This window comes from Sedimentitalea arenosa (assembly GCF_016428585.1).
Classification (GTDB): Bacteria; Pseudomonadota; Alphaproteobacteria; order Rhodobacterales; family Rhodobacteraceae; genus Sedimentitalea; species Sedimentitalea arenosa.
In genome coordinates this window covers 72622-96576 of sequence record NZ_JAELVR010000005.1, presented here as the reverse complement: position 1 = coordinate 96576, position 23955 = coordinate 72622, and the positions used below count along the sequence as shown (strand labels likewise).

The following is a 23955-nucleotide window of genomic DNA, read 5'->3' as shown; positions in this document are numbered from 1 at the left end:
ACTCCGGGGGCGTGGGGGCTGGCCCCCACCTTGCCCTCGCGCGGTCAGAGCGCCGTCCAGCCGCCATCGACGCTGATCGTCGTCCCGGTGATCTGCGCCGCCGCGTCCGAACACAGGAACACGGCGGTGCCGCCCAATTGTTCGACCGTCGCGAATTCCTTGCTCGGCTGGCGCTCCAGCATCACCTTCTTGATGACCTCTTCGCGGCCCATGTCGTATTTCTTCATCGTGTCGGGAATCTGCGCCTCGACCAGCGGCGTCAGCACGTAGCCCGGACAGATTGCATTGCAGGTGATCGGTTCCTGCGCGGTTTCCAGCGCGACGGTCTTGGTCATCCCGACGATCCCGTGCTTGGCCGCGACATAGGCCGCCTTGAAGGGGCTGGCGGTCAATCCATGGGCGCTGGCGATGTTGATGACCCGGCCCCAGCCAGCCTTGCGCATCATCGGCAAAGCCGCCGCGGTCGTGTGGAACGCCGAGTTCAGGTTGATCGCGATGATCGCGTCCCACTTCTCCATGGGAAACTCGTCTATCGGGGCGACATGCTGGATGCCTGCATTGTTGATCAGGATGTCGCAGGCGCCTGCCTCATGGATCAATGCGCGACACTCCGCCCCGCTGGACATATCGGCCTTGACATAGCGGGCGACCACTCCCGTCTCCTTCGCGATCTCTTCGGCCAGCGCATGATCCTCGTCACGGTCGGTAAAAGAATTCAGCACCACGTCGGCCCCGGCCCGCGCCAGTTCCCACGCAATGCCAAGCCCGATGCCCGAGTTCGATCCGGTGATGACGGCGGTTTTTCCCTTCAGCGACATGACGGCCTCTTTCTGGTTGCGATGGTTGCTGGCACAAACTGCCATGCTGCACCTGCAAAGGAAACGGCAAAACCGAACTGAGCTCGGTCTCGCCGCCCCCCGCGCCACATCTTGGTGCATCAGAACACGACCAAAAAAAAACGCCCGCACGAAGCGGGCGTTAAGTTATTGAGGCAGGTTTCATACAGGCAAGAAACCTATCGAGCAGTGACACCTTTATACGCAATTCTCCGCGCGCGTCCAAGCTAAAAGTTTGAAAAGACGTGAATCCCTCGTTAGCCTGAACGTTAACGAAATAAGGCAAGAGCGGGATTGTTGCCAAAGTGCGACCAGATTTTTTCCAACGCGGGTGCGCGATCATCGGCGGTATCGCCGCGATTCTGAGCGCCGATCCGGGCCACTCGGAATCACCTCATGGCATAGCTATGTATGGTGCCCCCGCCCTACCACCCGATTTTGTGTCCCTGCCCTATGCCAATCCGGATGCGCCCAAGGGCGGACGGATCGTCTTTGGCAACACGGGCGGGTTCGACTCGCTCAACCCGTTCGTCCAGAAAGGCACCGCACCCTGGCAACTCCGCTTCTGGGGATACGAGAGCCTCCTGGCCCGCTCGTGGGACGAACCCTTCACGCTCTACGGTCTGCTTGCCGAATCAGTGCGCACCGCGCCGGACCGATCTTGGGTCGAATTCGACCTCGATCCGCGCGCCGAGTTCTCGGATGGAACACCGGTCACGGTCGGCGACGTGATCTGGTCCTACGAGACTCTCGGCCGCGAGGGACACCTGCGCTATCGCGGTCTCGCCAGCCAGGTCGAGGAGATCGCGCAGACCGGACCTCGCACCATCCGGCTCAGCTTCAACACCTCGGATCGCGAACTGGCCCTGATCGCCGGCTTGCGCCCGATCCTGAAAGAGGCGCAGTGGGAGGGCAAGTCCTTCGCAGACTCGGGGCTCGACGAGATTCCGATCGGCACCGGCGCCTATGTCGTGTCGGATTTCGAAGCCGGCCGGCATGTCACCCTTCGGCGCAACCCCGACTATTGGGGCCGCGACCTGCCGATCCGGCGCGGAACACAAAATCTCGACGAACTGCGGGTCGAATTCTACGGCGACGAAACCGTGCTGTTCGAAGCGTTCAAGGCCGGCGAACTGACCGCCATTCGCGAATTCAACGCCGAGAAATGGGAAACCCAGTATGGCTTTCCCGCCGTACTGCGCGGCGATATCGTCAAGTCCGAGATCCCTCACAAACGCCCCTCGGGCATGACCGGATTCGTGATGAACACCCGCCGTGCCCCCTTTGACGACTGGCGCGTGCGCGAGGCGATGCTTCTGGCCTTCAACTTCGAGTACATAAACGACACCATGACCGGCGGTGCACAGCCCCGGATCACGTCCTACTTCTCGAACTCGGAACTCGCCATGCAACCCGGCCCGGCCGAGGGCGCCGTGCGCGAGCTTCTGTCACGGTTTCGGACCGCGCTGCTGCCCGGCGCGCTCGAGGGCTATACCCTGCCCACCAGCGACGGTACCGCACGCAACCGCACCAACCTGCGCCGCGCGCTGACCTTGCTGAACGAGGCCGGCTGGCAAGTTCAGGACGGCCGCTTGACGCATCCCGAACAGGGCCGCTTCACCTTCGAAGTGTTGCTGCGGCAGGGCGATACCGGCAATCAGACCGCGATCGAGCTTTACAGCCGGGCGCTCGAACGGCTGGGCATCGATGCGCGTGTGACCAAGGTGGACGATGCGCAATATGCCGCTCGACTCGTAGACTACGATTTCGACATGACCACCTTCCGTCGCGACCTGTCGCTGTCGCCCGGCAACGAACAGCGGCTCTATTGGGGCGGTCACGGGGTGGACACGCCCGGGACGCGCAACCTCATGGGCGTTTCCTCTCCGGCGGTGGACGGGCTGATCGATGCGATGCTCGCGGCCCAGACGCACGAGGACTTCACCACGGCAGTACGCGCGCTGGATCGTGTCCTGACCACCGGGCGCTACGTCATTCCGATCTGGCAATACGACGTGGGCCGAATCGCACATGCGCGGCAGCTACACTACCCGGGTCGCCTGCCGATCTATGGCGACGGAGTCGGGTTCCTGCCGGATGTATGGTGGTATCAAGGTGACTGAAGCCGGTCATGCGACCGAAAAGCCCTTTTTTCTGCGCCGCAGCGATACTAAGCTGTGTTGCGGGAGGCATTTGATGCCGAAGGGGATGAGACGTGATGATCTGGACCGACCTGACACAGGACTGGGCGTACTGGTACCGCGCCCTGCAAGAGCGATTTCCCAACCTCGAGGAATCCGCGATGCCGTTCGCCAAGATCGACCGCAGCCGGTTCGAGGCGTATCTTGCGCAGAGACACAATCTCTCGCTGACCGAAGCGCATGAGGAAGTCGAGGATTTCCTTTATGTGCAAGGGCTGATGCGCGACAGCGAGGAAGGTCCTGCCGCCGCCTGAGCGTCAGGTCAGTGACGTCACCCAGAGAATCAGCGCGTCGTCCTCGCTGACGGACACCGCGTTGTGCCCCATCGTCGCGTCATAATAGGCGCTGTCCCCCCGACGCATTTCCACCGGCTCGTAGAACTCGGTATACAGCTTGATGACACCGGTCAGCACGTAGAGGAACTCCTCTCCGTCATGCCGCACCCATCCGTCGAACTCGTCCATCGAGCGCGCGCGAACACGAGCGCGATACGGCAGCATCTGCTTCTTTGTCAGACTGTCGGCCAGCAGTTCATGTTCGTAGGTGACTGTCGCCTGCGCGGTGCCGTCGCCCGATTTCGTGACTGCCATGCGTCCGTTCACCTGGTCCCGTTTGGGCGGCGTGAAAAGCTGCGGAACCGAGATCTGCAACCCCTCCGCAAGCTTCTTCAGCGCATCATAGGTCGGCGACATCTGCCCGTTCTCGATCTTTGACAGGGTCGAACGCGCCAATCCCGCTTGGCTGGCCGCCTGCTCCAGCGTCCAGGATCGCGCCTTTCGCAACTCGCGCACCCGCGCGCCAAGATCCAGCGGCTCGGCACTGGTTTCCTGCCCGGAACTGCGAGCGACACGGATGAGCGATTTGGGATCACGGGGCGTCATGCGCGCTCTATATGTGCGCCCGGTACGGCTTGCAACGCCCGGCGCGGCGGGCTAGCCAACCACATGCTTTCCGTATTCGATCATGGGGCGCCTGAGCCCTGCCCGACCCCGTTCAACCTCGCCCGTCACGTGCTGGCCCGTGCCGGATCGGCGCCCGGCAAACTGGCGCTGTCAGTGCTTGGACCGCAGGGCGCGCAGAACTGGACCTACGCCGATCTGCACGATGCGGTGCGCGCGACGGGCACCGGGCTGCTGCAGGCCGGGCTTGCGCCCGGAGACATCGTGCTGATGCGGCTCGGCAATACGGTCGACTTCCCGATTGCCTATCTCGGTGCCATCGCCGCGGGCCTCGTGCCGGTGCCGACGTCCTCGCAGCTGACCGAGGCGGAAACGCGCAAGATGATCGACGAATTGTCGATCGCGGCGGTCCTGCGCGATCCCGAGGTCGCCTGTGCCGCCCACCCTCGCACAATCGTCCTGTCCGAGCTGCGCGCCATGCGCGAACTGCCGCCGTGTGACTGGCACATGGGCGATCCGAACAGGCTCGCCTACGTGGTCTATACTTCGGGCACCTCGGGGTCGCCGCGTGCGGTCGCCCATGCCCATCGCGCGATCTGGGCGCGCCGGATGATGGTCGATGGCTGGTACGGGCTGACACCCGACGACCGGCTGCTCCACGCGGGCGCCTTCAACTGGACCTACACGCTCGGCACCGGGCTGATGGATCCCTGGACCCTCGGCGCGACAGCGCTGATTCCGCAGCCGGGCACCGATCTTGCGGAAATTCCAGCCCTTCTCGATCAGTATGAGGCGACGATTTTCGCAGCGGCGCCGGGTGTTTACAGAAAATTCCTCACCGAGGGCGAAAGCCTGACCCTGCCGGCATTGCGTCATGGCCTCAGCGCCGGCGAAAAGCTGTCCACTCATCTGCTGGACATGTGGACACAGGCCACCGGAACGCCACTCTACGAAGCCTATGGGATGACGGAATGCTCGACCTTCATTTCCTCAAGCCCAATGCATCCGGCGCGGGGCGAGGCGCTGGGGCAACCGCAGGACGGGCGACGGGTGGCAATCCTCGGTCCGGACGGTCCTGTTCCGCAGGGCGAGGAAGGCGTGATCGCCGTGCACCGCGACGATCCCGGCCTGATGCTGGGCTATCTCAACGCGCCGGACGAAGCCGCCGCACGGTTTCGCGGTGACTGGTTCCTGACCGGCGATCTGGGTGCCATGGCGGTCGATGGGCAGATCAGCTACCTCGGTCGCGACGACGACATGATGAACGCCGGCGGCTACCGTGTCTCGCCGCTCGAGGTCGAGATCGCGCTTGCCGGCCATCCGGGGGTCACCCAGGTCGGCGTGGCCGAGGTCGAGGTCAAGGAAGACGTGTGCATCATCGCGGCCTTCTACACAGGCCCCCGCGAACTGGACGACGCCGACCTCGGGGCTTATGTCAGTGACAAGCTGGCGCGCTACAAGCAACCGCGGGCCTTCGTTCACCTTCCGGCATTGCCGTGCAGCGCCAACGGAAAGCTCCTGCGCCGCGCCTTGCCCGCATATTTCAAGGCAAAGACATCATGACCGACCAGACCATCACTCTCGATATCCTGTCCGATCCGATCTGCCCGTGGTGCTATATCGGCAAGACCCATCTGGACGCGGCACTGGCGGCGATCCCGGATCATCCGTTCGTCATTCAGTGGCATCCGTTCCAGCTGAACCCCGAGATGCCCGCCGAAGGCATGGATCGGCGCACCTATTTGGAAACCAAGTTCGGCGGCAAGGAAGGCGCGGTCCGGGCCTATGCCCCGGTTGTTCAGAACGCCGAGGCCGCCGGGCTCACCATAAATTTCGAAGACATGCAGCGGACGCCCAACACGATGGACGCCCATCGCCTGATCCATTGGGCCGGGATTGAGGGGCGCCAGACCGCAGCGGTCGATGCCTTGTTCAAGGCCTATTTCGTCGAGGCACGGGACATAGGCGATCCCGACATTCTGGCGGATATCGCGGACGGTCTTGGAATGGATGCGGCCGTGGTACGCCGCTTGCTGCAATCGGACGCCGACCGCGAGGATATCGCCAGGCGGGAAGCGCACAGTCGCGAAATGGGTGTGACCTCGGTGCCCACCTTCATCGTCGCCGGCAAACACGCCGTTCCGGGCGCGCAGTCGCCCGAGCTCTGGCAGAAGGTGATCGGCGAGCTGAAAGCACAGATCGCCGAGGAGGCCGAGGCCAGGTGAAGCCCTTCAAGGCCCATACCGTCGTGATCAGCCTTGTTGGCGTCCTGACGTTGGGCACCGTATTCTTTCGCATCGTCGAAGGATGGAGCTGGCTGGATTCCTACTTCTTCACCGTGGTCACGGTTTCCACCGTGGGTTACGGCTCGCTGGTTCCGGCGACAGCGCTTGGCAAGATCGGCACAACCGTGTTCATCTTCGTCGGGCTGGGCGTGTTTGCCGTCGCGATTCAGCAATTCGCGCTCTATCACATGCGCAAGCGCGAAGAGCATACGGAATGGCTGATCGGTCGATTGGGACACACGGCGGGCGACCGGCCCGCCGCGGCCAACGAGGATGATCAGCCCGGCGCCGATCAGAACGGCAAAAGCTCGTCGTCCAGATCGTAGTGCTTGACTGCCAGCAACGGCTGGTCTCCGTCGAACGAGAAGACGAAGACATGCGCCTGTTCGTTGGCCAGTGTCATGCGGCAGAAGACCACGTTTTCATCGAAAGAGGCCGGGCAGGATACCAGATCCGCGTGTGCGACCGAGGCTTCGAACACCTCGTAGCCGAACACGCCGTTGGGGATATAGTCTGTGCCCTTGCCCGCGTGGCTCTCGCCCGGGCCCGAGGCAAGCGCTGGCGCGGCCAGGAATGCGGCGGCAAGCATGATTGGGAATCTGTTCATTTCTCTGTCCTCTCGGTCTTGAGTCTCTTTTTCCTATCATTTTTGTCAGGTATATGCCAAGGCCGTTCTGGTCAACTGCGAAAAGCTGTGATAGCGCCCCTGCATTGATCCGGAGTGCCCATGCGAAACCCAATGTCGCGCGGCGAATTCATCGCGCTGATCGCGATGATGTTCGCGACGATCGCCTTTTCGATTGATGCGATGCTTCCGGCCTTGCCGGAGATCGGCGCCGAACTCAGCCCGGACGATCTGAACCGCGCGCAACTGATCCTGACGTCCTTCGTACTCGGCATGGGGATCGGCACGTTCTTCACCGGCCCACTGTCGGATGCTTTCGGGCGCAAGCCGGTGATCCTGGTCGGCTCGCTTCTGTATATCTTCGCCGCTGCCGTTGCCTGGGCCAGTTCCTCGCTCGAGCTCGTTCTGGCCGCGCGCGTCTTGCAGGGGATCGGCGCGGCCGCACCCCGCGTCGTCGCGGTTGCGATCATGCGCGACCTCTATGTCGGACGCGAAATGGCGCGCATGATGTCGATCGCGATGATGATCTTCACCATCTTCCCCGCCTTCGCGCCGATGCTGGGCGCGGGCATCATCGCGCTCGTCGGCTGGCGCGGCATTTTCGCGGCGTTCATCCTGTTCTCGCTGATCTGCATTTGCTGGATGGGCATCCGACTGCCCGAGCCGCTCGCAATCGAGAAACGCCGCCCGTTTCGCGCGCCTTTGCTGCTGGGCGCGGTGCGCGAGATGGTCACCCACCCGACGGTGCGCCTGTCCATCATCGTTCAGACGCTCTGCATGGGCATGCTGTTCAGCACGTTGACCATGGTTCAGCCCATCTATGACGTCATCTTCGACCGCGCCGCCAGCTTTCCCTTCTGGTTCGGGGCGGTTGCCCTGGTCTCGGGAACAGCAAGCATTCTGAACGCCGCCATCGTTGTTCGCGTCGGCATGCGCCGGATGGTAACCTGGTCGCTGGGGGCGCAGGTTGTGCTGTCGAGCTGTGTTTTGGCTCTTTCAGGTCTGGACCTGCCGCTAACCGCCTTGTTCGTTATCTTCGTCACCTGGCAATGTTGCCTCTTCTTCATGGCCGGAACCACGCTCGGCAACCTGAACGCCATCGCGATGGAACCGATGGGACATATAGCCGGCATGGCCGCATCGGTGATCGGGGCGATCTCGACCGTGCTCGCTGCAGCCATCGCAGCCCCTGTCGGGCTCATGTTCGACGGTTCCCTCGTACCGCTCGCGGCTGCCGTGGTGGTGATGTCCTCGACCGGGTTCGCCCTGATGCTGCACATGGGGCGGCTTGAGGACCGCGTGCCGGTCTGAACGCTCTGGCAATGTGGCGCGTTGACTGTATCCTTCCCCCAAACGGGAGGTGTCAGATGGAACCCTATTACGACCTCGGATCCCACAGCTGCCCGATCACCACGGCGCAGCCCGAAGCGCAGCTCTGGTTCGACCGGGGCCTGATCTGGACCTATGGCTTCAACCACGAAGAGGCGATCGTCTGTTTTCGCCGTGCTGTGCTGGCGGATCCCGACTGCGCGATGGCGCATTGGGGTATCGCCTATGCATCGGGTCCAAACTACAACATGCCGTGGGAGTTGTTCGATCCCGAAAGCCGCGCGAAGGCGCTCGCCCAGGCGCATGACGCCACGCAAGCGGCGCTTGCCCGACGCGACGACTGCACAGAACCCGAGCGTGCCCTGATCGACGCCCTGCCCGCCCGCTATCCGCAGCGCGACCCGGTCGAGAACATGGAAGCCTGGAACCGCGCCTTCGCCTCCGCCATGAAGAACGCCTTCGAGGCCTGCCCCGATCACCTCGATCTTCGCTCGATCTACGTGGAATCACTGCTCAACCTGACCCCTTGGCAGATGTGGGACCTCGCGACAGGCGAACCGGCGGCGGGTGCCGAGACCCTGACGGCGCGGTCGGTCCTGGAAACGGCGATGGAGACGCTGCCCGGTGCGATGGCGCATCCGGGGCTTCTGCACCTTTACGTGCACCTCATGGAGATGTCGCCCTGCCCCGAAAAGGCGCTCAAGGCCGGGGATGTGCTGCGTACGCTCGTGCCCGATTCCGGACATCTGGTTCACATGGCGACCCATATCGACGTGCTGTGCGGCCATTATCGAGACGTCGTGTTCTGGAACCAGAAGGCGATAGAGGCAGACCTCAAGTATTTCGCCCGCGAAGGAGCGTTCAACATCTACTCGGGATACCGGCAGCACAATTATCACTTCGTCATCTACGGCGCGTTGTTCCTCGGCCAGCTTGAACCGGCCCTGGCCGCCAACCGTGGCCTGTGGGAGACCACGCCCGAAAAATTGCTGCGGATCGAAAGCCCGCCGATGGCCGACTATTTCGAAAGCTTCATGGCGCTGGAGCCGCATATCCTCGTGCGCTTCGGACGCTGGGAGGACGCCATTGCGCTCACGCCGCCAAAGGATGCCGATCTCTACCGGACGCTCACGGCCTCCGTGCACTACGCCCGCGCCATCGCCCTGGCCGCGACCGGTCGCGTGGCAGAGGCCGAAGCCGAGGAAGCGTTGTTTCTGGCCGCCTGTGCGCGCGTTCCCGAGACGCGCCTGATGCACAACAACAAGGTGTGCGATCTCCTGTCGATCGCGCACGAAATGCTGCGCGGCGAGATCGAGTACCGCAAGGGCAATTTCGACGTGGCTTTCGCTCATCTGCGCAACTCCGTGCAACTCGATGACGCCCTGCCCTATGACGAGCCATGGGGCTGGATGCAGCCGACGCGCCACGCGCTTGGCGCGCTTCTGTTCGAACAGGGCCGCATCGACGAGGCGGAAATCGTCTACCGCGAGGATCTCGGTCTGGGCGGAACCATCGCCCGCGCTGCGGTCCATCCCGACAATGTCTGGAGCCTGAAGGGCTTGCACGATTGCCTGAAGGCCCGTGGCGAGACTCGCGAACTCCGCCAGGTCAAGCAACGGCTTGAACTGGCGCTCGGACGAGCCGACAATATCGTCGCGGCCTCCTGCTTCTGCGCGCAAGCGGCGATGCGCCGCGCGGGCTGATGCGATCCGAGGCTTAACCTTGCGCTCCTTCGTGCCCATATCTCGGAGAACGACCCGACTTAACGAGGCTTTCCAATGCCCAGACCGACTCTCGTCGCCGCCTTCCTGCTGGCCCTCATGTGCGCCGCGCCGCCCATGTTGGCACAGGCAGCCGTGATCGACCGGTTCGACACCGCGCCCGAAACCCGATGGCGCTTCTTTGCGGACACTGTGATGGGCGGCGTGTCCAGCGGACAGGTCGCGTTCAGATCCGAGAACGGCCGGAACTACGCCCGGATGACCGGCGAGGTGAGCACCGCCAACAATGGCGGTTTCATCCAGTTTCGGACCGATCTGGCCGACAGCGCTCCGGAGGGAACCACCGGCGTGCGCCTCGTCGTGCGCGGCAGCAACGGGCCCTATTTCGTGCACCTGCGGACCGGCGGAACCCTCCTGCCCTGGCAGTACTATCAGGCAGAGTTCCCGGTGTCCGACACCTGGTCTGAAATACGCCTGCCGCTAAGCGATTTCCGACCCTCGGGCCGGATGCTGCGGGCGACACCACGGGCCGACAGCCTCAAGTCGCTCGGCATCGTCGCCTTCGGGCGGGACCACAGCGCCCGGGTCGATGTGGCCGAAGTCGGCTTCTACTAGTCCCGACGAAGTTTCGGCACGCCCCATTCGGACGCCCCGCGTCCGGATCGCACCGGACGGCCTCGATGGCCGGCCGGCGCGCGTTTGCCAAACCTGAAGTTCAGCGTGTCGGCTTCTTCGCCTTGACCTTCTCGGCCAGATCGCGCGCGATGGCGAATGCACCCTTGATCTTGTCGGACTCCTTGCGCCAGTCCCGGCGCACGACGATCTTGTTGTCCTTCACCTTGGCCTGTCCACGCTGATCCTGGATGAAGGCCACGAGCCCTTCGGGGTTGGCGAACTTGTCGTTGTGGAACTGGATCGTCGCGCCCTTCGGGCCGCCATCCAGCTTGGCGATCCCGGCCCGTTTGCACATCGCCTTGATCCGCACCACGAGGAGCAGAGTGTTGACCTCGCGCGGCAGTTTGCCGAACCGGTCGATCAGTTCCGCCGCGAAGCCTTCCAGTTCGACCTTGGTGGTGAGCGACGACAGACGGCGATAAAGGCCCAACCGCACGTCGAGATCCGGCACGTATTCTTCGGGGATGAGAACCGGCACCCCCAGATTGATCTGCGGCGCCCATTGATCGTCGGCCTCGCTCAAGCCTTCCATCTCGCCCGCGCGGATCTTGGCGATCGCCTCCTCAAGCATCGTCTGGTAAAGTTCGTAGCCCACGTCGCGCATCTGGCCGGACTGTTCCTCGCCCAGCAGGTTGCCCGCGCCGCGAATGTCCAGATCCTGACTGGCCAGGGTGAACCCGGCGCCGAGCGTGTCGAGCGATCCCAGAACGCGCAACCGTTTCTCGGCCGCCGGGGTCAGCTTGGCGCGCGGCTTGGTCGTCAGATACGCATAGGCCCGTGTCTTGGAGCGTCCCACCCGCCCTCGGATCTGGTAGAGCTGCGCCAGCCCGAACATGTCGGCGCGATGCACCACCATCGTGTTCGCGGTCGGAATATCCAGCCCGCTTTCGACGATGGTGGTGGCAAGCAGGATATCGAACTTGCCGTCGTAGAAAGCGTTCATCTTGTCATCGAGTTCACCCGCGGCAAGCTGGCCATGCGCGACCACGTAGGTCAGTTCCGGCAACTGCTCCTTCAGGAACTCCTCGATCTCGGCTAGATCCGAGATGCGCGGAACGACGTAGAAGGACTGCCCGCCCCGGTAATGCTCACGCAGCAGCGCCTCGCGGATCGTCACCGCATCGAATTCGCTGACATAGGTGCGGATGGCCAGGCGATCGACCGGCGGTGTTCCGATGATCGACAGGTCGCGCACGCCTGACAGCGACAGTTGCAGAGTGCGCGGTATCGGAGTCGCGGTCAGTGTCAGAACGTGGATGTCGCTGCGCAGCTGTTTCAGCCGCTCCTTGTGGGAGACGCCGAAATGCTGTTCCTCATCGATGATCAGCAGGCCGAGGTTCTGAAACCGCACCCCCTTGGCCAGCAGCGCATGCGTTCCGATGACGATATCGACCGTGCCGCGCGCCATGCCGTCCCGGGTCAGCTGAGCCTCCTTCGCACTGACGAAGCGCGACAATTGCCGCACCTGGAAAGGAAAGCCCCGGAACCGATCGGCGAAGCTCGCATAGTGCTGCCGCGCCAACAATGTCGTCGGCGCGATCACGGCAACCTGCACGCCCGACATGGCGGCGACGAAGGCGGCGCGCATCGCGACCTCGGTCTTGCCGAACCCGACGTCGCCGCAGATCAGCCGGTCCATCGGTTGCCCGCTGGTCATGTCGCCGATCACGTCGGCAATCGCGGCCAGCTGATCGTCGGTTTCCTGATAGGGAAAACGGGCCGAGAACGCCTCCCAGGCGTGATGCTCGGCCTCGAGGATCGGCGCCTTGCGCAGCGCCCGTTCGGCCGCAACCCGGATCAGGCGGTCGGCCATTTCGCGGATGCGCTCCTTGAGCTTGGCCTTCTTGGCCTGCCACGCGCCGCCTCCCAGCCGGTCGAGCAGTCCTTCCTCGTGACCGAAGCGGGACAGCAATTCGATGTTCTCGACTGGTAGATAGAGCCGGGCGCCCTCGGCATACTCCAGCAGCAGGCATTCATGCGCCGCGCCAGCGGCGGTGATGACCTCCATACCCTGGTAGCGGCCGACCCCATGGTCCACGTGCACGACCAGGTCGCCCGGCGACAGCGATTGCGTCTCGGTCAGGAAGTTCTCGGCCTTCCGCCGCTTCTTGGCGGTGCGGATCAACCGATCCCCCAGAACATCCTGCTCGGCGATCACCGTCAGGTCCTTGGTCTGAAACCCGTGTTCCAGCGCCCAGACCGCCAGGTGGAGGCCGCGCTTGCCGATGCGGGTCGCGTTCGGGATCGGGATGGTTTCGGCCAGACCTTCGTCTTCGATCAGGCCCGAAAGCCGTTCGCGCGCGCCTTCGGAATAAGACGCGATCACCACCGGCCCAGCCTGCAGGCGTGCGCGCACATGATCGGCGAGCGCACCGAACAGGCTGACCTGTTCCTGCTGACGTTCCGGCGCGAAGTTGCGCCCGATCCGCCCGCCCGCATCGATCACGCCCGGCCCCGACGCCTGCGGCAACGGGTTGAACTGCAACAGCCTGCGTCCGTCGATCGCGGAGCTCCAGGCGGCATCGTCGAGATAGAGAAGGCCCGGCGGCGCGGGTTTGTACACGCTGTCGATCCGCGCCTTGGTCTGCATCGCCAACTTTCGGGTTTCATATTGATCGGCGATGCTGTCCCAGCGCGCCAGCCGGGTCGGTGTGACCTGATCGTCCTGCGTGATGGTCGCGTCGGGCAGATATTCGAACAGGGTTTCCAACGTCTCGTGAAAGAACGGCAGCCAATGCTCGATCCCCTGGTGCTTGCGTCCGGCGCTGACCGCCTCGTACAGCGGATCATCGGTGCCGGCGGCCCCGAACTCGATGCGGTAGTTCTGCCGGAATCGGGTGATCGCCGCCTCGTCGAGGATGACCTCGGACACCGGCGCAAGCTCGACCATGTCCAGCTTGTCGGTCGTCCGCTGCGTCGCCGGATCGAAGCGACGCGCGCCGTCCAGCACGTCACCGAACAGGTCCAGCCGCACCGGGCCGCCATCGCCCGGGGGATAAATGTCGATAATACCGCCGCGCACCGCGTAGTCGCCCGGTTCCAGCACCGTCGGGCTCTGCGAAAAGCCCATCCGCACCAGGAACTGCCGCAGCGCCTCCTCGTCGATGCGGCTGCCGACACGGGCGGTAAACGCCGCGTCCCGGAGGACTGTGCGGGCCGGCACCCGTTGGCTCGCCGCATTGAGCGTGGTCAGCAGCACGAACTCCTTGGGCATCTGGTGCACGAGCACGGCCAGCGTCGCCATGCGGGCGGCCGAGATGTCGGCATTGGGCGACACCCGGTCATAGGGCAGGCAATCCCACCCCGGAAATGTCAGAACCGGCATGTCCGGCGCGAAAAAGGCCAGCGCGGCGCGCAGGGCGGCCATCCTCTTGTCATCGCGCGCCACATGCAGAACCGGTGCGCCGCTATTGTGGATTTCGTGCAGGATCAGGCGCGCATCGAACCCTTCGGGCGCGCCGCCGACGGTGATGTGTCCCGGTGCGTTCATACTGTTCTTGCCCCTGTTCCGGCGCGCATCATCCGCCGAGAACCCCGATGGTCAGGTTCTGATACATTCCCCAGAGCGCCGTCACGAAAATCGAGATCGTCCCGATGATCTGCGTGATCGTGCGCTGCCGGCCCAATTGCTTCCACAACGCCTCGCCGGTCATCGCCTGTGCCCGGATGCGGCGCGCGCAGGACAGGCTGAGCGCGCCGATGACCGTCATCGGCAGGACGAGGAACAGCAGCGCCTGGGCGAATTCGATCCCGTAGCCGACCGCCAGCATTGCAAGGCCGGACAGCAGGAAACAGGTGATCCCGACCAGCCAGAGCCCCGAGACCTCGGCGATATGCAGCAGACGGTTGACGTTCACGCGGGCCATGTCGTTGAGGTCGATCTCGGCCTGCCCGCCGGAACGGCGCGCGCGCAGCACCATGTCATAGGGTACGCCCAGCACCCAGTGACTGGCCGACGACCAGAACACCGCCAGCGCGATCCAGTACCAGAGGTTCGAGAACGACCGCATGTCGATCAGCTCGAAAACGGAGGAATACCAGTCCAAACGCCTGCCCTTTTTGTCAACGGACCGCGCCATGCCGCCGCAATGGCCCCGTGATGCCCTTGCCGGGGCCGGTTTTCCATGCCACCCCATAGCGGATTGTTCAAGGAGCGCCTGCCATGAAACCCACCGTTGCCCCGTTTCCCGCAGCCCGTCTGCGCCGCACCCGACAGTCCCCGGCGATCCGGGGCCTCGTGCGACAGAACACGCTGACGGTGGACGACCTGATCTGGCCGCTCTTCGTGCGCTCGGGCGACGGGATCGAGGAACACGTGCCCTCGATGCCCGGCGTGATGCGCCGCAGCGTCGACAAGATGGTCGAGGCGGCGCGCGAAGCGGCCGATCTCGGCATCCCCGCGATCTGCATCTTTCCCTACACGGGGATGGAGGAGCGCACCGAGGATTGCGCCGGTGCGTGGGATCCCCAGAACCACGCCAACCGGGCCATCCGCGCGATAAAAGCAGAAGTCCCCGAGCTCGCCATCATGACAGACGTGGCGCTGGATACCTACAACATCAACGGCCATGACGGTTTTGTCGTGGAGGGTGAAATCGTAAACGACGCCACTGTCGAGGCGCTGGTCATGATGGCGCTGGCCCAAGCCGAAGCCGGCGCCGATATCATCGGACCCAGCGACATGATGGATGGCCGTATCGGCGCGATCCGGGCCGCATTGGAACAGGCCGGCCACCAGGACGTGATGATCCTGAGCTACGCGGCGAAATATGCCAGCGCCTTCTATGGGCCGTTCCGCGATGCGGTGGGCGCCAGCAGCGCACTGACCGGAGACAAGAAGACCTATCAGATGGACCCGGCCAATTCCGACGAGGCCCTGCGGCTGGTCGAACGCGACCTGCGCGAGGGCGCGGATATGGTGATGGTGAAACCCGGGCTGCCCTATCTCGACATCTGCCGCCGGGTGAAGGACACCTTCGGCGCGCCGACCTTCGCCTACCAGGTCAGCGGCGAATACGCGATGATTAAAGCCGCTGCGCAGAACGGCTGGATCGACGGCGATCGGGTGATGCTGGAAAGCCTGATGGCGTTCAAGCGCGCTGGCTGCGACGGCATCCTGACCTATTTCGCACCCGCCGCCGCGCGGCTTCTGAACGGGTGAGAGAGGCACAGGCCCGGGGTGGCGACCTGCCGCCGATTGCGCGTCAAGCCGTGAATTCCCCACTGGGGATGTCTGCGTGACCCGGTCTAGACTACACGCGCACAGGCATGGGAGGCCGAACGCATGAGCGGTCTGGGAAAGAGCACGATCTTCGTCGGCGGAAGCGGTAATGCGAGGATCGACGGACTTCTGTATGACAGGGCCTGGGGCGACGGTACGCTGACCTATAGCGCCCCGACCACCCAACTGGACTATGGGACGGGCTATGGCGCAAGCGAACACCTCGGTCTGCAATCGCCGACAGCCGCGCTGATTGCGGCGCAGCGGCGTTATCTCGACGCGGATTACGGCAACACGGCGAATGACGGGTTCTCTCTCGAAGGATTCACCGACCTCTCGCTGGTTCAGACCACCTTGGCCAACGCCCATATCCGCATCGCGCTGACCGACCGCGATCCCTACAATTTCGGCACGGCCTGGGGATATTTTCCGGCCACGGCTGCCGCGGCGGGCGATGTCTGGCTCAGCGATGTACGGTACGACTATTCCTCGCCACAGACCGGGAACTATGCCAATGCGACCGTGATCCATGAACTCGGCCATGCCATCGGGTTGGAACACGCACATGATTTCACCGCCTATGGCGCGGTGCCCGGTGCGTTCGACTCGATGGAATACACCGTGATGACCTATCGCTCCTACGTCGGCGCATCGACGAACCAGTACACCAACGAAGCCTGGGGGTATGCGCAGAGCTTCATGATGTTGGACATCGCGGCGTTGCAGCACATCTACGGCGCCAATTTCACCACCAATAGCGGCGACACCGTCTATTCCTGGACACCCGGCTCCGGCGACACGATGGTCGACGGAGTGGTCGGGCTGTCGCCCGGCGCCAATCGCATCTTCGCGACGATCTGGGATGGCGGCGGAGAAGACACCTTCGACCTCAGCGCCTATACCACGGCGTTGTCCATCGACCTTGGGCCGGGACAGGCCTCGACTTTCGACGCCGCACAACTGGCCCGCCTCGGCTCTGGCGTTGATGCCAGCGGCAACATCTACAATGCTCTTCTGTATCAGGATGATACGAGATCCCTGATCGAGAACGTCATCGGTGGCAGCGGCAAGGACCGCATCACCGGCAACGCGGCGAACAACCTGCTCGAAGGGCGCAAGGGAAGCGACCGGCTGACCGGACTGAACGGCGACGATCAGTTGATCGGGAAGGTCGGCCGCGATGTTCTGGCAGGCGGCAACGGCGCCGATATCCTGAAAGGAGGCAGAAGCAACGACATTCTGAAGGGCGGAGCGGGCAAAGACAGGCTTTTCGGACAGGATGATGACGACCGGCTGAAAGGCGGTAAGGGGGCCGATGTTCTGTTCGGCGGAGCGGGTGCGGACGTGTTCCTGTTCACGGCGATCGAGCAAAGTCCTGGGGACTCCGGGCGCGACGTCGTGCGAGATTTCGAAAGCGGACTCGACCGGATAGACATATCTGCACTGAGCGTATCAGCGTTCTCGTTCGTCGGGTCGGACGCGTTTTCAGGCACGGACCCCAGCGTCCGGTACGAACAGGTCGGCGGAAGCACCCGGGTGCTGGCCGATGCCGTGGGCGATGGGATCGCGGACCTGGGCATCGATCTGCGCGGCAACTACACGTTGTCGGCGACCGATTTCATCCTCTAGCTGATCGAAGGCCGATCAAGCCCCGCCGGCAAGGTCGAACGACGGCGACAACTTGCCGAATCGGCGCGCTTGTGGAGTGACAGGTGGCGGATTCCTGCGTATATGTTGTGGCAAGGCCGGATTAACGGCCAATTCAGGCACAATCTACAGGTCAGACACATGAGCAGCATTTCACGAGAGTCACACCCTCCCCGCGTGACGCGGCGAGGGTTCACGCTGGCGGCCCTGGCGGGCGTCGCCATGACCGCCGCCTGCGGCAACGGCGTCGGCAGCCCCGGTGCCGCGACCATCGACGCGCGTGTCGACGCCACGTTGAACCAGATGTACAGCCAGTATCCGAACACCGTCGAATTGGCGCGGGAGTCCGACGGCATGCTGGTCATGCCGCTGGTGACGGAAGCCGGTTTCGGGTTCGGCGGCGGATACGGCCGCGGTGCGTTGCGGGTGAACGGGGTGACCGTCGACTACTACTCCAACACCAAGGCGAGCGCGGGCTTTCAGATCGGAGCCAAGCAATACGCCCACGTGTTGTTCTTCATGACGCCGGACGCGCTGGAAGGGTTCCGGCGGGCGCATGGTTGGACGGCTGGCGCGGATCTGGATTACGTTCTTTCCGATCGAGGAGACTCGATTTCGGCGGATACCAACACCCTGCGCGCGCCGATCCTCGCCGCCATTTTCGGGCAGGCCGGGCTTTATGCCGGGGCCTCTCTGGAAGGCGCCAAATACACCCGCATCATTCCCTGAGTTGTCGCCCGTGCCGGGCGCTGCATTTCAGGACGGCGTGGCCAGAACCATTTTCTGGCCACGCTTATGCTTCCAGTCTCCGATGTATTCCAGACTCCAGCCAGTATCCGCTGCGATCTCCTGAAGCTGCGCAAACCTGTAGTGCCAGCTCTTGTTGGCATGGGATGGCCCCTTAGGGTTGCGGGTCCCGTCACCCTCGAAGAAAGTGAAGTAGAACCGGCTTCCGGGCTCTGACACACCACGCAGATTGGTCATCAGCCGGGTGATATCCTCGACGTTCAGATGCGTCAGCAAGGATTGCGCGATCGCGAAATCATAGCCGTCGACGAACGAGAAATCGAACCCGTAGCCGTGACCGAACCGGGGCGCCTTGGTCGTGCCGAGATCGAACAAGAGCTCGTCCTGCAAGCCTTTCTCGACCAATGATGGTTCGGGTTCGAGCCCGAAGTAGCAGCCAGTGTCAAGGTAAGGGATCAGGAATTGCCCCAGCCGAAGACTGCCGCAGGCAATATCCAGAAAGCGGTGGTCATGCCGCAAGCCGCGGCTGATCAGCCAGTGATACTGACGCTTCCCGATCCCGTACCAGGTTTCCGCGTTGGTGCCGCCGACGAAAGCACGGTGGCCCAGTACCTCGATCCGTTCAGCGGCGGGCTTGTTGATCCACTTGCGTCGCTTGGGCGGTTTGCCCGCCCTCGCGTTGGAGCCTGCGCCCATGCTTGCCTACCCCAGGGCCCTCAGCCGTTTGATCAGGCTGGACGTATCCCAGCGACCACCGCCCATGGCCTGAACTTCCTTGTAGAACTGATCGACCAGCGCCGTGACCGGCAGAGCGGCGCCGGTTTCGTCGGCCGCTTCAAGACAGATGCCAAGATCCTTGCGCATCCAGTCGACCGCAAAGCCATGATCGAACTTGTCGTCAAGCATGGTTTCATAGCGATTGGACATCTGCCAGCTGCCCGCAGCGCCCTGGCTGATCACTTCGACTACGGCGCGCCCGTCAAGGCCCGCCTTGTCGGCGAAATGCAGCGCTTCGGACAGGCCCTGCACCAACCCGGCAATGGCGATCTGATTGCACATCTTGGTCATCTGCCCGGCGCCGCTGTCGCCGATCCGGCGGCAGATCCGGGCGTAGGCGTCGATGATCGGCTCGGCTTTCGCGTAGGCTTGTGCGTCACCGCCGCACATGACCGACAGCGCGCCGTTTTCAGCGCCCGCCTGTCCGCCCGAGATCGGCGCGTCGACGAACGAGATATCGAGGGCCCCGGCGGCTTCGCCGAGCTCACGCGTGACCTTGGCCGACACCGTGGTGTGGTCGACGAAGATCGCGCCTGCAGCCATGCCGGCGAAGGCGCCATCGTCCCCAAGGCAGACGCTGCGCAAATCGTCATCGTTGCCGACGCAGGCCATGACGAACTCGGCCCCCTGCGCGGCCTCTCTCGGCGTACTTGCGCTGGCGCCGCCATGCTGATCGACCCACGCGCTGGCCTTGGCGGCGGTACGGTTGTAAACCGTCACCTCATGTCCCGCCTTCTGCAGGTGCCCGGCCATCGGATATCCCATGACCCCCAACCCCAAGAACGCCAGTTTCGCCATGTGCTTTTCCTCCGCTTCCACGTAAATTAGACGCGTGTTGTCTAGCAGGCATCCACAGCGGACAAAATCTCCAAATGCCGGAAATCCGGCCGTCATGCCGAGAAGGACTTGAATGAGTATCGTTTTTAGATGGTTGCTGAGACTGGCCGTGGTCATGATCGCAATGATCGTTCTCGCCGTCGGCCTGGTCTACTATCTCGCCAGTCGCTCGCTGCCCGAGTATGATCGGACGGTCAACGTCGCGGATCTGTCTGCGCCGGTCGAGATCGTGCGTGACAACGCGAACGTGCCGCATGTCTTCGGCGAAAGCGACCGGGACGTCTTTTTCGGGCTGGGCTATGCCCACGCGCAGGACCGGCTGTGGCAGATGACGATGATGCGACGCACCGTGCAAGGCCGCCTGTCGGAGGTGTTCGGAGCGCGCACGGTCTCGATTGATCGCCTGATGCGGCGACTCGATCTTTACAGGCTGGCGAGTCGGTCGGTCGGCGTGCAGGACGAACAGACGTTGGAGGCGCTGGCAGCCTACGCCGCCGGGGTCAACGCGCGGTTGCTGCAGATCAACGAAGAAGCCCTTGGCCGGGGCGCGCCCGAGATGTTCCTGTTCAATGCACCGGTTGCCCCCTGGTCCCCTGCGGATTCGCTTGCGCTGGTCAAGCTGATGGGGCTGCAACTCTCGGGCCATGTGACGGCAGAAGTGCTGCGGGCACGGGTGTCGCTTGCTCTGGAGGACCAAGACCGCCTGTCCGACATCCTGCCCGATGCGCCGGGCTCGGGACTCGCCGCCCTGCCTGAGTATTCGAGCCTATTTCCGGACGCCCCGCGCTTCGCCGAAACCGGTCCGGCGGCGCGCGACCCGCTGTCGCCGGTGCCCGAGCGCGGCTTCGCGGGTGCCAGCAATGCCTGGTCCGCCGCACCGACACGATCCGCCGCCGGTGGCACGTTGTTGGCGAACGACCCCCACCTCGGCTTTTCCGCGCCGTCGATCTGGTATCTGGCACGGCTCGAGCTGGCCGATGGGGGTGTGATCGGTGGCACGATCCCGGGCATTCCTGTTGTCCTGACCGGTCGCAGCGCACGGCTCGGCTGGGGGCTGACCACCGCCTATGTCGACGATCAGGACGTCTTCATCGAACGTCTGAACCCGGACGATCCCGAGCAATATCTGACACCGGATGGGTACAAGCCTTTCGAAACCCGCCCCTCCATCATCGAGATCAAGGATGCCGCGCCGATCACCCTGACCTTGCGCTGGACCGAGAACGGCCCGGTCCTGCCGGGCAGCCAGTTCAACCTCGGGACCGTCACGCCTCCGGGCCATGTGACGGCGTTGGGCTGGACCGTGCTCGACCCCGACGACACGTCGCTGTCTGCCGCCCTTGCGATCATGAGCGCGAAAACCGTTCAGGAGGCCATCGCGCTCAGCGAAGGTTACATCTCCCCTGCGCAGAACCTGTCTCTGGTCGATCAGGACACCATCGCGATGAAGACCATCGGCGCCGTGCCCAAGCGCGACCCGCAGCACCAGAGCCAGGGCCGGTTCCCCTCGCAGGGCTGGCGGGCCGAGAACCGCTGGCAGGGCCGGATGCCCTATGCCAGCAACCCGGAATTCGTCGCGCCACGCGGCGGGATCCTGGGAAATACGAACAACAAGATCGTCGACCGGCCGTTTCCCGACCACGTCTCGTTCCTGTGGGGCGACACGCAGCGGATCAATCGATGGCAACGGCTGATGCAGTCGCGCCAGGTTCATACCCGCGACAGCTTCATCGAGGCACAGCTCGACCCAGTCAGCTTTACCGCCCGCTCGCTTCTGCCGCTGATCGGGGCCGATCTGTGGTTTACCGGACAAGCCGCACCGGAAGGAACGCCCGAGCGCCAGCGCCAGATCGCGCTCGGACTGCTCGCCAACTGGAACGGCGAGATGAACGAGCACCTGCCCGAACCCTTGATCTATGCCGCCTGGATCCGGGCGTTGCAGAAACGGCTGATCAGCGACGAGTTGGGGCCTCTCGCCGATGCGTTCACGCAAGTGGAGCCGCTCTTCATCGAGCGTGTTTATCGAGACATTGATGGCGCATCGGTCTGGTGCGACGTCAAGCAAAGTGCCCCAAAGGAAAGCTGCACCGACATGGCGCGATTGGCGCTAGACGATGCGCTGGTCTGGATCGGCGAGACCTATGGCACCGCGCTGGAAAGCCTGCGCTGGGGCGACGCCCACCAGGCGACACATGACCACCAGGTTCTGGGCGACGTGCCCGTGTTGCGTTACTTCGTCAATATTCGCCAGTCGACCAGCGGCGGCGACAACACGCTGCAACGCGGGCTGACCTCGGGGAAGGATCCGACCCCGTTTCACAATGTCCACGGGGCCGGGTATCGCGGCGTCTATGATTTCGCCGATCCCGACAGCTCGGTTTTTGTGATCGCGACCGGGCAGTCCGGGCATTTCCTGTCGCGCCACTACGACGACCTGTCGCAACTCTGGCGCAGGGGCGAATACATCCCGATGTCGTTGGATCAGGAACTGGCCCGCGCGGCCTCGGTCGGGGTCACCACACTGGTCCCGAAATAGCAAGCCGCAGCCGGTTCAGAGCGCCTCGTACTGCGCCTTCTGGCGCGCGGTCCACAAGACCGAGATGTCGAAACCGTCCTCTGTCTGGGTTTCCGATTGCACGAGGTCGTTCTGAAACAGCCAGGCCCGGCGCCGTCCCTCGGCAAAATCCAGATGCAGGTCGGCCGGAAACCGGCGGCCCTGCAGCAGTTCGGCAATAGCGGCCAAGAGCGCGTCCACACCCTGCCCCGTCAGCGCCGAGATTGCGAAGACGGACTCGTCGCGCGCCGCGCGGGCGAGCAGCGCTTCGCGGGTTTCGTCCGGCACGAGATCGAGTTTGTTCCACAACTCGATCTGGGGCCGGTCGCGTTCCACGCCCAGCGACGTCAGGATGCTCTCGACATCCGCCGCCTGCGCTTCGGTATCCGGGTGGCTGATGTCGCGCACATGCACGATCAGGTCGGCGCCCAACACCTCTTCGAGCGTCGCCCGGAATGCCGCGACGAGCTCGGTCGGCAGGTCGCTGATGAAGCCCACGGTATCGGAGAGGATCACCTCGGGACCGTCGGGCAATTCGACCCGCCGCATCGTCGGATCAAGCGTGGCAAACAACATGTCCTTGGCAACGACCGCAGCACCGGTCAGCCGGTTGAACAGGGTCGACTTGCCCGCGTTCGTGTATCCAACCAGCGCAACGATCGGGTAAGGCACCTTGGCACGAGCGGCGCGGTGCAGGCTGCGGGTCTTGACCACCTTGTCCAGTTGACGCCGCAAACGGACGAGCTGGTCGTCGATGGCCCGCCGGTCGGCCTCGATCTGGGTTTCGCCGGGGCCGCCCACGAATCCCAGACCGCCGCGCTGGCGTTCAAGGTGGGTCCAGGCGCGCACGAGTCGGGTGCGTTGGTAGGACAGCGCCGCCATCTCGACCTGCAACACGCCCTCGCGGGTGCGGGCACGGTCCGAGAAAATTTCGAGGATCAGCCCGGTACGGTCCAGAAGCTTGACGCCCCAGGCCTTTTCGAGGTTGCGTTGCTGCACCGGGCTGACCTGCCCGTCGACCAGCACCAGTTCAACCTCTGCGGCGGTAAAACGCGCCCGCAATTCCTCGATCTTGCCCTTGCCGAACAGCATACCCGCCTGCGCCTTGGGCAGGCGTACGATTTCGGAACCGATCACATCAAGATCGGACAAGGCGGCCGCAAGCGCCACCGCCTCTGCAAGCGCCGGATCCGCAAGCCTGCGATCCGGGTCGGATTTAATGTCAGGATGCAGCACCCATGTACGGGTGCGTCTCCGCTCGTGCTCCATCAAGAGGCGTCTTCGCCCTCGTAGAGACTGATCGGCTGCGCCGGCATGATGGTCGAGATCGCGTGCTTGTAGACAAGCTGTGACTGACCGTCGCGGCGCAGCAGCACGCAGAAGTTGTCAAACCACGTGATCACGCCCTGCAGCTTGACACCGTTGATGAGAAAGATCGTGACCGGAACCTTGGTCTTGCGAACATGGTTCAGAAACGCGTCTTGAAGATTCTGTCTGTCAGATGCCATTCTTGAATTTCTCGCCTTTTTTCTTGCCCTAAACCGCGGACCGGCATTCCCTGTTGGGCGAGTATGTCGCGCCCTGCGGTGAACTTCCACCCT

The 23955-nt window shown here is 63.7% G+C and carries 21 protein-coding genes; 12 read left to right on the top strand and 9 right to left on the bottom strand.

Annotation, left to right across the window (positions count from 1 at the left end; translation table 11 throughout):
- Positions 1-44 precede the first annotated feature (44 nt).
- Positions 45-818: a 3-hydroxybutyrate dehydrogenase gene (locus JF290_RS08595; RefSeq protein ID WP_199024447.1), complete on the bottom strand. Its 774-nt coding sequence runs from the start codon at positions 816-818 to the stop codon at positions 45-47.
- A gap of 323 nt (positions 819-1141) precedes the next feature.
- Here JF290_RS08595 and JF290_RS08590 point away from each other — a divergent pair, with 323 nt between their 5' ends.
- Positions 1142-2959, top strand: coding sequence for an extracellular solute-binding protein (locus JF290_RS08590; protein WP_425503941.1), 1818 nt, complete (start codon positions 1142-1144; stop codon positions 2957-2959).
- 95 nt (positions 2960-3054) lie between these two features.
- Complete coding sequence (locus JF290_RS08585; RefSeq protein ID WP_227362656.1) at positions 3055-3291, top strand: hypothetical protein; 237 nt, start codon at positions 3055-3057, stop codon at positions 3289-3291.
- Positions 3292-3294: 3 nt separating this feature from the next.
- Here the strand turns inward: JF290_RS08585 and JF290_RS08580 are convergent, their stop codons facing one another.
- Positions 3295-3918 (bottom strand): helix-turn-helix domain-containing protein, encoded by a 624-nt coding sequence (locus tag JF290_RS08580; protein ID WP_199024444.1) that lies wholly within the window; start codon positions 3916-3918, stop codon positions 3295-3297.
- A 63-nt stretch (positions 3919-3981) separates the two neighbouring features.
- Between JF290_RS08580 and JF290_RS08575 the strand changes: the two genes are divergently transcribed.
- Genes JF290_RS08575 through JF290_RS08565 form a run of 3 tightly spaced genes read left to right on the top strand, consistent with a single transcriptional unit; the run spans position 3982 to position 6547 of the window.
- Positions 3982-5499 carry a class I adenylate-forming enzyme family protein gene (locus JF290_RS08575; protein ID WP_199024443.1) on the top strand — a complete coding sequence of 506 codons (1518 nt, stop codon included), beginning with the start codon at positions 3982-3984 and terminating at the stop codon, positions 5497-5499.
- Positions 5496-6161, top strand: a complete 666-nt coding sequence (locus JF290_RS08570) for a DsbA family oxidoreductase (protein ID WP_199024442.1) — start codon at positions 5496-5498, stop codon at positions 6159-6161. Before JF290_RS08575 ends, JF290_RS08570 begins: the two co-directional genes overlap by 4 nt.
- The gene (locus JF290_RS08565; protein WP_199024441.1) at positions 6158-6547 is read left to right on the top strand and encodes a potassium channel family protein; all 390 of its coding nucleotides are present in this window, start codon (positions 6158-6160) and stop codon (positions 6545-6547) included. Before JF290_RS08570 ends, JF290_RS08565 begins: the two co-directional genes overlap by 4 nt.
- Here JF290_RS08565 and JF290_RS08560 read toward each other — a convergent pair.
- On the bottom strand, positions 6514-6828 hold the full coding sequence (locus JF290_RS08560) for a hypothetical protein (protein ID WP_199024440.1): 315 nt from the start codon (positions 6826-6828) through the stop codon (positions 6514-6516). The two genes, JF290_RS08565 and JF290_RS08560, sit on opposite strands and share 34 nt — an antisense overlap.
- A 120-nt stretch (positions 6829-6948) precedes the next feature.
- Between JF290_RS08560 and JF290_RS08555 the strand changes: the two genes are divergently transcribed.
- The 3 genes from JF290_RS08555 (at position 6949) to JF290_RS08545 (ending at position 10511) form a co-directional block, all read left to right on the top strand.
- A complete protein-coding gene (locus tag JF290_RS08555; RefSeq protein WP_199024439.1) occupies positions 6949-8157 on the top strand; it encodes an MFS transporter in 1209 nt (402 codons plus the stop codon).
- Between the two features lie 56 nt (positions 8158-8213).
- Entirely contained in the window at positions 8214-9878 is a 1665-nt protein-coding gene (locus JF290_RS08550; RefSeq protein ID WP_199024438.1) for a tetratricopeptide repeat protein, read from the top strand.
- Between the two features lie 75 nt (positions 9879-9953).
- Positions 9954-10511 carry a CIA30 family protein gene (locus tag JF290_RS08545; protein WP_199024437.1) on the top strand — a complete coding sequence of 186 codons (558 nt, stop codon included), beginning with the start codon at positions 9954-9956 and terminating at the stop codon, positions 10509-10511.
- Between the two features lie 100 nt (positions 10512-10611).
- Here the strand turns inward: JF290_RS08545 and mfd are convergent, their stop codons facing one another.
- Positions 10612-14061 (bottom strand): transcription-repair coupling factor, encoded by a 3450-nt coding sequence (gene mfd / locus JF290_RS08540; RefSeq protein ID WP_199024436.1) that lies wholly within the window; start codon positions 14059-14061, stop codon positions 10612-10614.
- Positions 14062-14089: 28 nt separating this feature from the next.
- Complete coding sequence (locus JF290_RS08535; protein ID WP_199024435.1) at positions 14090-14617, bottom strand: component of SufBCD complex; 528 nt, start codon at positions 14615-14617, stop codon at positions 14090-14092.
- A 116-nt stretch (positions 14618-14733) separates the two neighbouring features.
- On the opposite strand from JF290_RS08535, the gene hemB reads away from it, so the two are divergent.
- From hemB to JF290_RS08520, 3 genes are all read left to right on the top strand, one after another.
- Positions 14734-15732, top strand: a complete 999-nt coding sequence (hemB, locus tag JF290_RS08530; protein ID WP_199024434.1) for a porphobilinogen synthase — start codon at positions 14734-14736, stop codon at positions 15730-15732.
- 123 nt (positions 15733-15855) lie between these two features.
- Positions 15856-17421 carry a M10 family metallopeptidase gene (locus JF290_RS08525; protein ID WP_199024433.1) on the top strand — a complete coding sequence of 522 codons (1566 nt, stop codon included), beginning with the start codon at positions 15856-15858 and terminating at the stop codon, positions 17419-17421.
- 159 nt (positions 17422-17580) lie between these two features.
- Positions 17581-18168 (top strand): lipid-binding SYLF domain-containing protein, encoded by a 588-nt coding sequence (locus tag JF290_RS08520; RefSeq protein ID WP_199024432.1) that lies wholly within the window; start codon positions 17581-17583, stop codon positions 18166-18168.
- Positions 18169-18195: 27 nt separating this feature from the next.
- On the opposite strand, the gene JF290_RS08515 is transcribed toward JF290_RS08520, so the two are convergent.
- Both JF290_RS08515 and JF290_RS08510 read right to left on the bottom strand, forming a co-directional pair.
- Positions 18196-18882 (bottom strand): class I SAM-dependent methyltransferase, encoded by a 687-nt coding sequence (locus tag JF290_RS08515; RefSeq protein WP_199024431.1) that lies wholly within the window; start codon positions 18880-18882, stop codon positions 18196-18198.
- A gap of 6 nt (positions 18883-18888) precedes the next feature.
- Complete coding sequence (locus JF290_RS08510; RefSeq protein WP_199024430.1) at positions 18889-19761, bottom strand: NAD(P)-dependent oxidoreductase; 873 nt, start codon at positions 19759-19761, stop codon at positions 18889-18891.
- 112 nt (positions 19762-19873) lie between these two features.
- On the opposite strand from JF290_RS08510, the gene JF290_RS08505 reads away from it, so the two are divergent.
- Positions 19874-22336: a penicillin acylase family protein gene (locus JF290_RS08505; RefSeq protein WP_199024429.1), complete on the top strand. Its 2463-nt coding sequence runs from the start codon at positions 19874-19876 to the stop codon at positions 22334-22336.
- A 15-nt stretch (positions 22337-22351) separates the two neighbouring features.
- On the opposite strand, the gene hflX is transcribed toward JF290_RS08505, so the two are convergent.
- Both hflX and hfq read right to left on the bottom strand, forming a co-directional pair.
- Complete coding sequence (gene hflX, locus JF290_RS08500; RefSeq protein WP_199024428.1) at positions 22352-23623, bottom strand: GTPase HflX; 1272 nt, start codon at positions 23621-23623, stop codon at positions 22352-22354.
- Positions 23623-23862, bottom strand: coding sequence for an RNA chaperone Hfq (gene hfq / locus JF290_RS08495; RefSeq protein WP_008204623.1), 240 nt, complete (start codon positions 23860-23862; stop codon positions 23623-23625). Before hfq ends, hflX begins: the two co-directional genes overlap by 1 nt.
- Between the last annotated feature and the right edge of the window lie 93 nt (positions 23863-23955).

Bases quoted from the DNA above. Each gene is read 5' to 3' on its own strand.
- JF290_RS08595 (WP_199024447.1), bottom strand. From the start codon at position 818: ATGTCGCTGAAGGGAAAAACCGCCGTCATCACCGGATCGAACTCGGGC.
- JF290_RS08585 (WP_227362656.1), top strand. From the start codon at position 3,055: ATGATCTGGACCGACCTGACACAGGACTGGGCGTACTGGTACCGCGCC.
- JF290_RS08580 (WP_199024444.1), bottom strand. From the start codon at position 3,918: ATGACGCCCCGTGATCCCAAATCGCTCATCCGTGTCGCTCGCAGTTCC.
- JF290_RS08575 (WP_199024443.1), top strand. From the start codon at position 3,982: ATGCTTTCCGTATTCGATCATGGGGCGCCTGAGCCCTGCCCGACCCCG.
- JF290_RS08570 (WP_199024442.1), top strand. From the start codon at position 5,496: ATGACCGACCAGACCATCACTCTCGATATCCTGTCCGATCCGATCTGC.
- JF290_RS08560 (WP_199024440.1), bottom strand. From the start codon at position 6,828: ATGAACAGATTCCCAATCATGCTTGCCGCCGCATTCCTGGCCGCGCCA.
- JF290_RS08555 (WP_199024439.1), top strand. From the start codon at position 6,949: ATGCGAAACCCAATGTCGCGCGGCGAATTCATCGCGCTGATCGCGATG.
- JF290_RS08550 (WP_199024438.1), top strand. From the start codon at position 8,214: ATGGAACCCTATTACGACCTCGGATCCCACAGCTGCCCGATCACCACG.
- JF290_RS08545 (WP_199024437.1), top strand. From the start codon at position 9,954: ATGCCCAGACCGACTCTCGTCGCCGCCTTCCTGCTGGCCCTCATGTGC.
- mfd (WP_199024436.1), bottom strand. From the start codon at position 14,061: ATGAACGCACCGGGACACATCACCGTCGGCGGCGCGCCCGAAGGGTTC.
- hemB (WP_199024434.1), top strand. From the start codon at position 14,734: ATGAAACCCACCGTTGCCCCGTTTCCCGCAGCCCGTCTGCGCCGCACC.
- JF290_RS08525 (WP_199024433.1), top strand. From the start codon at position 15,856: ATGAGCGGTCTGGGAAAGAGCACGATCTTCGTCGGCGGAAGCGGTAAT.
- JF290_RS08520 (WP_199024432.1), top strand. From the start codon at position 17,581: ATGAGCAGCATTTCACGAGAGTCACACCCTCCCCGCGTGACGCGGCGA.
- JF290_RS08515 (WP_199024431.1), bottom strand. From the start codon at position 18,882: ATGGGCGCAGGCTCCAACGCGAGGGCGGGCAAACCGCCCAAGCGACGC.
- JF290_RS08510 (WP_199024430.1), bottom strand. From the start codon at position 19,761: ATGGCGAAACTGGCGTTCTTGGGGTTGGGGGTCATGGGATATCCGATG.
- JF290_RS08505 (WP_199024429.1), top strand. From the start codon at position 19,874: ATGAGTATCGTTTTTAGATGGTTGCTGAGACTGGCCGTGGTCATGATC.
- hflX (WP_199024428.1), bottom strand. From the start codon at position 23,623: ATGGAGCACGAGCGGAGACGCACCCGTACATGGGTGCTGCATCCTGAC.
- hfq (WP_008204623.1), bottom strand. From the start codon at position 23,862: ATGGCATCTGACAGACAGAATCTTCAAGACGCGTTTCTGAACCATGTT.